Genomic DNA, 10568 nt, shown 5'->3' with positions numbered 1-10568 from the left:
GACCGAGCAACGCACCGCGACACGGCAGGCGCTGATCGATTGGCGCGGCAACCGCTACTCGGTCCCGCCGGAACTGGCCGCAGCCCGCGTCGTCGTCCACCAACGCCTCGGCGCGACGACCATCGACATCGCCACCATCTCCGGGGTCGTCCTCGCCCGCCACACGCTCGCGGAGGCCGGCCTCGGGGTCACGATCCGCGACAGCGGACACGTCACCGCCCTGGAGACCATCGCCCTGGCCTCCGCGCCTCCCGGCCGGCCACACCGGAAGAAGGAACGCATCCCACCCGGCACCGCGGCCCGCCGCGCCGCGATGGCGCTGACTGGCAGCGCCGAACCCACCACCGTGATCAGCCTGGCCGCCTACGAGACGGCCGCGAAGAACAGGAACACCCTCCGATGAACACCCCACTCACTACCACCCAGACGACCGCCACCCCCGTGACCACGGCGACGCCAGCGAGCGTCTATCAGCAGCTGCGCGGCCACCTCACCGAGCTCAAGCTCGCCGACGCCGCCGACGCTCTGCCCCGCGTCCTCGACCAGGCCCAAGCCGAGGGCTGGAGCCTCACCCACGCCCTCGAGCGCCTACTCTCCATCGAGGTCACCGCGACCGACGCCCGACGCCTCTCCGGCCGGTTCCGCTTCGCGAACCTCCCCACCGGCGCCACCCTCGACGACTTCGACCTCGACGCCGCCTCCGGCATCGACCGCAACCTGCTCGCCGAGCTCGGCACCTGCCGCTACCTCGAGACCGCGACCAATGTGCTGCTGATCGGACCGCCCGGAGTCGGGAAGACCCACATCGCCACGGGCCTCGGCCACGCCGCAGTGCAGGCCGGCTACCGCACCTACTTCACCTCCGCGGCCGATCTCGCCGCCCGCTGCCACCGCGCCGCGATCGAGGGCAAGTGGGGCACGATGATGCGGTTCTTCGCCGGCCCGACGCTGCTCGTAATCGACGAGCTCGGCTACCTGCCGCTGCCCGCCGAGGCCGCATCAGCACTGTTCCAGGTCATCAACCAGCGCTACCTGAAAACGTCGATCGTGATCACCACGAACCGGCCCGTCGGCGCCTGGGGCGAGATCCTCGGCGACACCACCGAAGCCGCCGCGATGCTCGACAGGCTCCTGCACCGATCCGTCGTCGTCACCCTCGACGGCGGCTCCTACCGGCTCCGCAACCACGCCGCCCAATCCAACGAGCTCCGCCGCGTGACAACGGGCACAAACTTCCGCTAATCTATCCCCGCGACCTGGGGAGCTTCGATGAGCAGGACTGGGGAATTTCGCTGAGCGCCGTCACTGATGCATTCGATCAACGGCTACGTCTTCGCCAACCAGCCGATTGACTCGCTGACCATGAAGAAGGGCGAGCGGGTGCGCTGGTACGTGATGGGGATGGGCACCGAGGTCGACCTTCACACGCCGCACTGGCACGGCAACACGGTCACCGCACTCGGGATGCGCACGGACGTCGTGAGCCTCCTGCCGGCCAGCATGATGGAGGCCGACATGGTTCCCGACGACGCCGGCACCTGGCTGTTCCATTGCCACGTGAACGACCACATCACCGCGGGCATGTTGACCCGCTATCGGGTGCTCCCCCGGTAGCGAGGGGCTCGCCCGGCGTCACGCCGACCGGACTCGGCCGACGTCACGGCTCGTCGTCCCATTCGGTTCCCTCGAGGTCGCCGCGCAGGGTTCCGGTGGCCTCGTCGACGGCCTCCCCGACGGTGACGGCGAACCGTTCCGGCGGGAACCGCCCGCTCAGCCCGTAGTCGCGCAGGTGGTCTTTCACCGGCCCCTTCATCTCGGCGAAGATCAGGGTGATCCCGCGCGAGGTGAGGAAGTCGTCGAGTTCGAGCAGCTCCTCGACGGCGGTCGTGTCGATGTCGGTGATGGGCTCGGCCGCGAGGATGACCGTTCGCACATCGCTGCCCGCCCGAGTGACCAGGCGACGCACGTAGTCGTCGAAGATGCCGCCGTTGGCGAAGAACAGCGGGGCGTCGAAGCGCACGATGACGATGCCCGGCAGCCGCTCGCCCTCCGGATGCCGCGACAGGTCGTGGTATCCGCGCAGGCCACGGATGCGACCGAGCTCGGCCCGGTAGGGGCGCCAGGCATAGCTGACGAATGCCCCGAGCGACAAGACGATCGCCACACCGATGCCCTCGATCACGCCCACCACCAGGACCCCCAGGAAGGACGCGAGCGAGAGGGCGGCATCCACTTTGTTCATCCGCACCAGCGCGATGAATCCCCTCAGGTCGACCAGCCCGGCGGCGGCGATGATGACGACCGCGGCGATGGTGGCCGACGGGAGGAAATCGGTCAGCGCCGGGGCGAGCACCATGAACACCACGATCAGCACGGCACCGACGATGCCGGTGAGCTGACTGCGGGACCCCGCGCTCTCCGCGACGGGTGTGCGCGACGAGGACGCTGACACGGGGAAGCCGCCCAGCAGGCCGCCCGCGATGTTCGACACCCCGATCGCCGCCATCTCCTGGCTGCCGTCGACGTTCTCTCCGCGGCGCGCCGCAAACGTGCGCGACAGCACGGCCGTGTCGGCGAACGCGATCAGGGCGACGCCCAGGGCGGGGAGGGCCAGCGCCGCCACATCGGCCCAGACCAGACCGCCGAGGGCCGGGGCAGGCAGCCCCTGCGGCATCGCCCCGACCACCGGGAGCGTGTCCTGCAGCCCCAGCACGGCCGTCAGGACCGTCGCCGCGACCACGGCCACGAGCACACCGGGAATGCGCGACTTTCCCCAGGACAGCCCGACGATGATGAGGAGCGACCCGAGCCCGAACAGGAGGGCCGTCACGTCGACCCGCCCATCCAGAACACCGGTGACGATGGCCGTGACGTCTCCCAGCGGCGTAGCCGAGTCGATGGAGAAACCCAGGAACGCGGGCAGTTGCGACAGGATCACCAGGATGGCCAGCGCATTGAGGTAGCCGACCCGGATCGGCTTGGAGAGAAGGTCGGTCACGAAGCCGAGGCGCAGCACCCCGCCGAGGGCCAGAATCACGCCGACCATGATCGCCAGGAGCCCGGCCAACGCGACCGCGCGCGCGTCATCGCCGACGGCCAGGGGAAGCACCACCGCCGCGATGATCGGCGCCAGCGCGGAATCAGGCCCGAGGACCAGCACCCGCGACGGTCCGAACAGGGCGTACGCGAGCAGGGGGATGATCGTGGCGTACAACCCGGTTTCGGGCGGGAGGCCGGCCACCTCGGCATAGCCGATTCCGACCGGGATCAGCAGCGCGGTCAGCACGACTCCTGCTCGTAGGTCGGGCAACAGCCACGCGCGGCGGTAGGTCAGCGCGGTGTCGACTCCCGGCACCCACCTCCGCAGCCAGGTCGCAGTCATCCAGTTCCCTTCCCGGCCCCATCTTGCTGCATCCGATGTCGGTTGTGTGTCGCGAAACAGGGAAAGGGCCCGAACAACGAAAGGCCCGAACAACGAAAGGCCCGAACCTTGGGGTTCGGGCCTTTCGACTCACAGGTGTGACAGGAACCGGTGGTGGAGATGGGGGGAATTGAACCCCCGTCCACTGCTGTGGTCATATGCCTTCTACGGGTGTATCCAGTGAAATCGTTCTACTCGGCTCCGGAATTTGCCACTGGCATCTAATCCGACAAGCCCAGCCCTCGTTCAAGTCCCCCTACACCCCGCGGCTCAGAGTAGGAGCAATCTCTCTAAATGACGTCAGGATCCGGGTAGAGAGCATTCCCGGCCTGGCGGACTTCTTAGTGCGCTCGCTTAGGCAGCGAGGGCGAAGTCAGTGCGGTTTGATTTGGCACTTATTGTTTTGCAGAGATCGTTTACGAGATAACCCTGCATCCTCGACCCGCTTCTCATAATTGCGCAGGCAATGTCGAAACCGATCATCCCCCTGTGCACTCACTGCCGCCGTGGCGGCATTCAAGTGGGTTCCTGTCACACGCTGTTGAGTTTTCAATCTGCACGGCGCGACCAGATCGGCCGCTTCGTACAGCCCCTTAGCTTACAACACACCAGGGGCGGATGGCTAGTCGCCGAGGTTCTTGCGGGCGGAGATGGCCCGGTCGGACTCGCGCTTGTCCTGGCGCTCGCGCAACGTCTGGCGCTTGTCGTATTCCTTCTTGCCCTTGGCGACCGCGATCTCGACCTTGGCCTTGCCGTTCTTGAAGTACAAGCGCAGCGGCACGAGCGTGTAGCCGCCCTCTTTGGTCTTGTGGCTGATCTTGATGATCTCCTGCTTATGCATCAGGAGTTTGCGCTTGCGGCGGGGCGGGTGGTTGGTCCAGGTGCCGGCGACGTACTCCTGGATGTGCACGGCGTCGAGCCAGATCTCGCCGTTCTCGATGAAGGCGTAGCCGTCCACGAGCGAGGCCCGACCGGCCCGGAGGGACTTCACTTCGGTGCCGCTGAGCACCATCCCGGCCTCGTAGGTCTCCTCGATGAGGTAATCGTGGCGTGCCTTGCGATTGGTCGAGACGACCTTCTCGCCTATTTCCCTGGGCACGGACTTGCTCCTCAACTCGGTGTGTTTGCTCGGACGCGATACCGACCAGCCCATCAGTCTAGCGGGCTCACGGATGCCGGCCGCGGGTCAGACCTTCAGATACCGGGTAATGGCGAAGTTGGCCGAGAACGCCGCCAGCACGGCGCCGACCAGGAGCAGGATCGGAACCACCACCAGGGCGTCGTCGACCCCGACCAGCGAAAAGCTGGTCAGCCGGTCGCCCAGATAACCCTGAACGAACCAGAGCACGATTGCCATAACTGCGCCTCCCGCCAGCAGGGAGCCGAGGAGTGCGGCGAACACGCCTTCCAGGATGAACGGCGTTTGGATGAACCGGTTGGATGCCCCGACCAGCCTCATAATGCCCAGCTCCCTCCGCCGGGAGAACGCCGACAGGCGAATGGTGGTCGCGATCAGCAGGGCCGCCGCCACAAGCATCAGCGAGGCGATCCCGATCGCGGTGTAACTGGCCACATTCAGCACGGCGAAGATCTGATCCAGGTACTTGCGCTGGTCGGCCACGTTCTCGACCCCCGATACCCCGGACAAGCTCTCGACGAGAACGTCGGACTGCGAGGGGTCCTTCAGGTTCACCCAGAACGTCTGGTTCAACTGGTCGGGGGTGACGTAGTCTGCCACCGGGTTGCCCGAGAACTGCTTCTTGAAGTTCTCGAACGCCTGGTCGTGGGTCTCGAAGTAGTACTTGTCGATGAACGGTGCCAGGGTGGGCGATTCGAGCTGAGCCGTGACCGTGTCGATCTGTTCCTGCGTCGCCTCACCGGCGGTGCAGGTTTCACCGGGCGAGATCGCGGTGCACATGTAGATGCCCACCTGCGCGCGGTCGTACCAGAAGTTCTTCATCTGGCCGATCTGCATCTGCATCAGCACGGCGACACCGACGAAGGTCAGCGAGATGAACGTCACGAGCACGACGGATACAACCATGGAGGCGTTGCGGCGCAGGCCGTTGGCGGCTTCGGAGAGCACGAGTCCGAGTCTCATCGGGTGGGCCCTACATTCTGTTCGCCGGTCTGGTCCGGTTTCTCACCCGGAGCGCGCAGCCCGAGCTTCTCGGCCAGGGTCAGTTGCTCCGGCACGTCGTGCTGGGTGGTCGAGAGCGCGGGGCGGGTCATGGCGGGGCCCCCGTCCGCGGCATCCGTCCCAGTGCCCTGTGCGGTGTCGTTGCTGGAATCGGTGCTCTGCACCGGGTGCGCCTGCGTGCCGGTCCTGCCTCTGTCGGCGGCAGCGAGAACGGCCTGGCGGGCGGCCTCTCTGGCCTCGACCAGGGGAACCGGAACCGGTGCGAAGAAGCGGGGCGGCTGGGCGGCGCGCACGGTCGCGGGTTCGGCCACCGGCTCCGTCGCCGGCTCGGCGGGCGATCCGCCGGGCGGCAGGACGGCCGGTTCGGCAGCGGCGGGGTGCACGAGCGGCGCGGACGCCGCGGGTGCGAAGACGGATGCCGCGGGTGCGGACCGGCGTCCGGTGCCGGCCATGACGGTGGGGATGGCCGAGGTGGCGTAGCCGCCCTGACGCTCGTCGCGCACGATCTTGCCGGCCGCCAGCTCGATCACGCGGCGCTGCATCTGGTCGACGATCCCGGCCTCGTGCGTGGCCATGACCACGGTGGTGCCGCCGGCGTTGATGCGTTCCAGCAGCGCCATGATGCCGGCGCTGGTGGTGGGGTCGAGGTTTCCGGTGGGCTCGTCGGCGAGCAGAACCTGCGGCTTGTTGACGATGGCCCGCGCAATCGCCACCCGCTGCTGTTCACCACCGGAGAGCTCGTGCGGCAAGCGCTGGGCCTTCTCGGCCAGACCGACCATCTCCAGGGTGTCGGGCACGGCTTCCTGGATGTAACCACGGGACTTGCCGATGACCTGCAGGCTGAAGGCCACGTTGTCGAACACGCTCTTGTTGGGCAGCAGGCGGAAGTCCTGGAAGACGACTCCGAGGTTGCGGCGGAAGTATGGCACCTTGCGGTTCGAGATCGACCGGAGGTCCTGCCCGAGCACGTGGATGCTGCCGCTGGTGGGTTTGTCCTCCTTCAGCACGAGGCGCAGGCAGGTTGACTTGCCCGAGCCGGACGCGCCGACAAGGAAGACGAACTCACCACGCAGAATCTCGACACTGATGGCGTCCAGGGCGGGTCGGTTCGTTCCCGGATATTGCTTGGTGATGGTGTCAAAACGGATCATGGCCCTTTGAGCCTAAGCAGCCATCCTGAGATTTCTCACAGCGACATACCTATTGCGACAACAGGTGGCGCGACGGAAGAGAGGCTCGCTAGTCCTGCGGAGCCTGTTTGCGCCAGCGGATTCCGGCAGCGATGAAGCCGTCGAGGTCGCCGTCGAAGACCTGGCTGGGGTTGTTGACCTCGTAGTTGGTGCGCAGGTCCTTCACCATTTGGTAGGGCGCGAGCACGTAGCTGCGCATCTGGTCGCCCCAGCTCGCGGTGATGACGCCGGCCAGTTCCTTCTTCGTTGCCGCCTCCTGCTCGCGCTGCAGCAGGAGCAGCCTGGACTGGAGCACGCGCATGGCGGCGGCCCGGTTCTGGATCTGGCTCTTCTCGTTCTGGCAGCTCACGACCGTGCCCGTGGGCAGGTGGGTGATCCGCACGGCGGAGTCGGTGGTGTTCACCGACTGGCCGCCGGGGCCGCTGGAGCGGAAGACATCGACCCGGATGTCGTTCTCGGGCACCTCGATCGATTCGGTCTGCTCGATCAACGGGACCACCTCGACGGCGGCGAACGAGGTCTGGCGTTTGCCGGCCGAGTTGAAGGGGCTCATCCGCACCAGGCGGTGCGTTCCGGCCTCGACGCTCAGGGTGCCGAACGCGTACGGGGCATCCACCTGGATCGTCGCGGACTTGATGCCGGCCTCGTCGGCGTAACCCACGTCGAGCACCTGCACCGGGTAGTCGTGCTGCTCGGCCCAGCGCAGGTACATGCGCAGCAGCATCTCGGCGAAGTCCGCCGCATCCACCCCGCCGGCCCCCGAACGGATGGTGATGACGGCCGGGCGGATGTCGAACTCGCCGTTGAGCAGGGTGTGCACCTCGAGCTCGCCCAGCACTTTCTGCAGGCTCGCCAGCTCGGCCGTGGCCTCGTCGGCGGATTCCTGGTCACCTTCGGCGTTGGCCAGTTCGACCAGCACCTCGAGGTCGTCGAGGCGGCTCTCGATGCTCACGATTCGGGCGAGCTCCGACTGGCGGTGGCTGAGCTCGCTGGTCACCTTCTGGGCGTGCGCGGAGTCATCCCACAGGTCGGGCGCTCCCGCCTGTTCGTTCAGGTCGGCGATATCCGTGCGGAGTCGATCAATGTCGATCACCGACCGGATGTCGCCGAACGTGGCCCGCATCGCGGCGATCTGCTCCGAAAAGTCCAGCTCAATCATGTCAAACCCCAGCCTACCGGGCGGGTTGACGGAGCGCGGGCTGAAGCACCCGGGCTGAAGTAGCATCGAGGAGCCATGAGTATCGCCGAGCGCCCCTTCAGCCTCCGCTCCGTCGCACTCGCGGCGTTCCTGCCGACCCTGCTGTTCTCGATCGGCGAGGGCGCCATCATCCCGCTGATCCCGATCGTGGCCAACGACCTGGGCGCCTCCCTCGCGGTCGCCGGGTTCATCGCGGCCATGATCATGGTGGGCGAACTCGTCGGCGACATCCCGAGCGGGTGGGTGGTGTCCCGCATCGGCGAGCGCAACGCGATGATCTGGGCCGCCATGCTCGCGGTCATCGCCGTGTTGATCTGCATAGCAGCCCCGAACCCGTGGGTGCTGGGGATCGGGATCTTCCTGATCGGCCTGGCCACCGCCGTCTTCGCGCTGGCGCGCCACGCCTTCATGACCAGCTACGTGCCGCTGGCCTTCCGGGCCAGGGCGCTGTCGACCCTCGGCGGCATTTTCCGGGCCGGCTGGTTCGTCGGCCCGTTCATCGCGGCCGGACTCATCCGTCTGACCGGGGGCACGGAGGCCGTCTTCTGGGTGTTCGTGGTCTGCTGTCTCGGCGCGGCCACCATGCTCCTCCTCCTGCCTGACCCCGCAAGCACCTTCGGTGGCCCCGAACTGGCCAGAGCACCGGATGGCACGGTGCATCCGGCCGGCCAGGAGCTCGCGGCCGAGGAATCACAGGGACTGTTCCGCACCATCTGGGGTTACCGGGCCGTTCTCCTGAGGCTGGGCACGGGCGCGGGCCTGATCGGGGCCATGCGGGCGTCCCGCACCGTGCTCCTCCCGCTCTGGGCGGTCAGCATCGGCATCAGCGTGCCCGACATCGCCCTGATCATCGGCATCGCGGGTGCGGTCGACTTCGCCCTGTTCTACGCCAGCGGCCAGATCATGGACCGTTTCGGCCGGATGTGGACCGCTCTCCCGTCGATGATCGGGCTGGGAGCCGGGCACCTCATCCTCGCGTTCACGCACGACCTGCCGACCAACGTGGAGTGGTTCATCGCGGTGGCGATGATCCTGGCTCTGGCGAACGGGATCGGCAGCGGGCTGCTGATGACCCTGGGCGCCGACCTCGCCCCGAAGAACACCAGCCCGGCACCGTTCCTCGGCGCCTGGCGGTTCACCGCCGACCTGGGCGGCGCCGTCGCCCCCCTGGCCGTGGCCGGCCTGACCGCGGTGGCGACCGTGTCGCTGGCCAGCGGCGTGATGGGCGTGTTCGGGCTGTTCGGCGCCGTGATCCTCGGGCGCTACATCCCCCGCTACGCGCCGCGCCGGCCGCGACCGCGCCCCTGATCCGCACCGGGCGAACGGCCGAGGGAATGCGGGTCGGCCCGGTGGCGTTTAATGGTCGTATGCCCCTCATCGGAGAATACGAGCCCGGCACCCAGCAGTGGGTGCGCGACCAGGTCGACCTGTACGAAAGCTCCGGCGGCACGCAGGGCACCACGTTGCGCGGGATGCCCGTCATCGTGCTCACCACCCTCGGCGCGAAGTCGGGCAAGTTGCGCAAGACCCCACTGATGCGCGTGGAACACGAAGGCGCCTATGCCGCCATCGCCTCCCTCGGCGGCAGCCCGAAGAACCCCATCTGGTACGGCAACGTGCTGGCCCACCCGCACGTGGAGCTGCAGGACGGCCCGCACCGCCAGGACATGCTGGCACGCGAGGTCACCGGCACCGAACGCGCGAAGTGGTGGGAGCGGGCCGTGGCCGCGTTCCCCGACTACGCCGCCTACGAGAAGAAGACGAACCGGGTCATCCCGGTGTTCGTGCTCGAGCCCGTTCCCGTCGCCGCCTCGGCCGCCTCGGCCGCCGCCTCCTCCGCCGCCTCCTGACGGTGGCGCGCGCGCAAACCCGGGGCCCGCAACTCGACCGCATCGTGCTGACCGGACTGACGGATGCCGACGGTGGCGACCTCCGCGCCGGTGACAGCCGGGAAGCGGAACGATTCACCGGCTGCGACCTGTCCGGCAGGGACCTGACCGGCATCGGTTTCCAGGAGTGCGAGCTGCGCGGAGTCTCCCTCAGCGATTCGCAGCTGCGCGGGGCATCCGTCGCCGACTGCGTGGCCGGAGAGCTGCACGCAGCCGTCTTCAGCGCGCCCCGCTCCAGTTGGCGGGGCGTTTCGGTCGAGCACTCCCGGCTCGGCTCGGTCGAGCTCTACGAGGCCACCCTGCGCTCCGTTCAGATCGACGGGTCAAAGCTCGATTTCGTGAACCTGCGCGGCGCGACACTCACCGACGTACTGCTCTCTAACTGCATTATCGAAGAGCTCGACCTGGGCGGGGCCACCGTGCAGCGCCTGGAACTGCGCGACTGCCGCATCGGCACCCTCGACGTGACGCGCGCGACGCTCAAGGACGTGGACCTGCGCTCGAGCGATTTCAGCGCCGTCCACGGGCTCGAGGGGCTGCGCGGCGCAACGATCGACGACGCACAGCTGAGCCTGCTGGCGCCGCTGCTCGCCGCCCACCTGGGCATCATCGTCACCTAGCCGTCCCCTGCCCTAGGAGCGTGTGTCAGTAACGCCTATTCGAAGTTGATGCGACGAGATCCGGGCCGATTTGGCCGCAGCGGGCGGGGCGTTGCTGTGGCGGTCGTCGT

The 10568-nt window shown here is 67.6% G+C and carries 11 protein-coding genes and 1 other RNA gene; 6 read left to right on the top strand and 6 right to left on the bottom strand.

Annotation, left to right across the window (positions count from 1 at the left end; all coding sequences use genetic code 11):
* From E3O49_RS00920 to E3O49_RS00910, 3 genes are all read left to right on the top strand, one after another.
* A partial coding sequence (locus E3O49_RS00920) for a Mu transposase domain-containing protein (RefSeq protein WP_420898173.1) occupies positions 1 to 403 on the top strand: 403 nt, incomplete at its 5' end.
* On the top strand, positions 400 to 1242 hold the full coding sequence (gene istB, locus E3O49_RS00915; protein WP_134450850.1) for an IS21-like element helper ATPase IstB: 843 nt from the start codon (positions 400 to 402) through the stop codon (positions 1240 to 1242). The genes E3O49_RS00920 and istB, both read left to right, overlap by 4 nt.
* Positions 1243 to 1308: 66 nt before the next feature.
* Complete coding sequence (locus tag E3O49_RS00910) at positions 1309 to 1614, top strand: multicopper oxidase domain-containing protein (RefSeq protein ID WP_134450849.1); 306 nt, start codon at positions 1309 to 1311, stop codon at positions 1612 to 1614.
* A gap of 43 nt (positions 1615 to 1657) precedes the next feature.
* Here E3O49_RS00910 and E3O49_RS00905 read toward each other — a convergent pair whose 3' ends face one another.
* From E3O49_RS00905 to prfB, 6 genes are all read right to left on the bottom strand, one after another.
* Positions 1658 to 3382 (bottom strand): SulP family inorganic anion transporter, encoded by a 1725-nt coding sequence (locus E3O49_RS00905; protein ID WP_134365126.1) that lies wholly within the window; start codon positions 3380 to 3382, stop codon positions 1658 to 1660.
* 151 nt (positions 3383 to 3533) lie between these two features.
* Positions 3534 to 3908, bottom strand: a transfer-messenger RNA (tmRNA) gene (gene ssrA / locus E3O49_RS00900).
* A 135-nt stretch (positions 3909 to 4043) separates the two neighbouring features.
* Positions 4044 to 4520 (bottom strand): SsrA-binding protein SmpB, encoded by a 477-nt coding sequence (gene smpB / locus E3O49_RS00895; RefSeq protein ID WP_104193627.1) that lies wholly within the window; start codon positions 4518 to 4520, stop codon positions 4044 to 4046.
* An 87-nt stretch (positions 4521 to 4607) separates the two neighbouring features.
* Complete coding sequence (gene ftsX / locus E3O49_RS00890) at positions 4608 to 5522, bottom strand: permease-like cell division protein FtsX (RefSeq protein WP_134365127.1); 915 nt, start codon at positions 5520 to 5522, stop codon at positions 4608 to 4610.
* On the bottom strand, positions 5519 to 6712 hold the full coding sequence (gene ftsE / locus E3O49_RS00885) for a cell division ATP-binding protein FtsE (protein WP_134402403.1): 1194 nt from the start codon (positions 6710 to 6712) through the stop codon (positions 5519 to 5521). Before ftsE ends, ftsX begins: the two co-directional genes overlap by 4 nt.
* Positions 6713 to 6800: 88 nt before the next feature.
* A complete protein-coding gene (gene prfB / locus E3O49_RS00880) occupies positions 6801 to 7910 on the bottom strand; it encodes a peptide chain release factor 2 (protein ID WP_134450847.1) in 1110 nt (369 codons plus the stop codon).
* 75 nt (positions 7911 to 7985) lie between these two features.
* On the opposite strand from prfB, the gene E3O49_RS00875 reads away from it, so the two are divergent.
* The 3 genes from E3O49_RS00875 to E3O49_RS00865 are packed head-to-tail and all read left to right on the top strand — an operon-like array spanning position 7986 to position 10458.
* On the top strand, positions 7986 to 9257 hold the full coding sequence (locus E3O49_RS00875) for an MFS transporter (protein ID WP_134365130.1): 1272 nt from the start codon (positions 7986 to 7988) through the stop codon (positions 9255 to 9257).
* A gap of 59 nt (positions 9258 to 9316) precedes the next feature.
* Entirely contained in the window at positions 9317 to 9799 is a 483-nt protein-coding gene (locus tag E3O49_RS00870; RefSeq protein WP_134450845.1) for a nitroreductase family deazaflavin-dependent oxidoreductase, read from the top strand.
* A 2-nt stretch (positions 9800 to 9801) separates the two neighbouring features.
* Positions 9802 to 10458 carry a pentapeptide repeat-containing protein gene (locus E3O49_RS00865; RefSeq protein WP_134365132.1) on the top strand — a complete coding sequence of 219 codons (657 nt, stop codon included), beginning with the start codon at positions 9802 to 9804 and terminating at the stop codon, positions 10456 to 10458.
* Positions 10459 to 10568: the final 110 nt, after the last annotated feature.

The organism is Cryobacterium shii (assembly GCF_004402595.1).
In the GTDB taxonomy this organism is placed as follows: domain Bacteria; phylum Actinomycetota; class Actinomycetes; order Actinomycetales; family Microbacteriaceae; genus Cryobacterium; species Cryobacterium shii.
This window is presented reverse-complemented; position numbering and strand designations above follow the sequence as displayed.